This is a genomic window from Shinella daejeonensis (assembly GCF_024281235.1).
GTDB lineage: Bacteria > Pseudomonadota > Alphaproteobacteria > Rhizobiales > Rhizobiaceae > Shinella > Shinella daejeonensis.
The window spans coordinates 1-826 of record NZ_JAHWXY010000034.1 but is presented as its reverse complement, the minus strand read 5'-3'; the positions used below and the strand labels follow the sequence as shown (position 1 = coordinate 826).

The 826-nt window shown below is 63.9% G+C and carries 1 protein-coding gene; it reads left to right on the top strand.

Annotated elements, in window-relative coordinates:
* Positions 1–2: 2 nt before the first annotated feature.
* The coding region (locus tag KYK29_RS22400; RefSeq protein ID WP_254693079.1) for an NAD(P)/FAD-dependent oxidoreductase at positions 3–826 on the top strand (824 nt) is incomplete at its 3' end.

Below are 826 nucleotides of genomic sequence, written 5' to 3'. Positions count from 1 at the left end.
GAATGAGCGACGAGATGGAACTTCCCGAACGCGAAAGCATGGAATTCGACGTGGTGATCGTCGGGGCGGGGCCTGCGGGCCTGTCGGCGGCGATCCGGCTGAAACAGGTCAATCCGGACCTGACGGTCGTCGTCCTGGAAAAGGGCGCGGAAGTCGGCGCGCATATCCTGTCGGGCGCGGTCGTCGATCCGATCGGTATCGACCGCCTCTTGCCCGACTGGCGCGAGGACGACAGCCATCCCTTCAAGACGGAGGTGACGGACGACCATTTCCTGTTCCTCGGGCCTGCCGGCTCGGTGCGCCTGCCGAACGCCTTCATGCCGCCCTTGATGAACAACCACGGCAACTACATCGTCTCGCTCGGAAACGTCTGTCGCTGGCTGGCGACGAAGGCGGAGGAACTCGGCGTCGAGATCTATCCGGGCTTTGCCGCGACCGAAGTGCTCTACAATGACGAGGGCGCGGTGATCGGCGTCGCCACCGGCGACATGGGCATCGAGCGTAACGGCGAGCCCGGCCCGAACTACACCCGCGGCATGGCGCTGCTCGGCAAATACACGCTGATCTCGGAGGGCGTGCGCGGCTCGCTCGCCAAGCAGCTGATCCAGAAATTCGATCTTTCGAAGGACCGCGAGCCGCAGAAGTTCGGCATCGGCCTCAAGGAACTCTGGCAGGTCAAGCCCGAGAACCACAAGCCCGGCCTCGTGCAGCACTCCTTCGGCTGGCCGCTCGGCATGAAGACCGGCGGCGGCTCGTTCCTCTATCACCTCGAAGACAACACGGTGGCGGTCGGCTTCGTGGTGCATCTCAACTACAAGAACCCGTA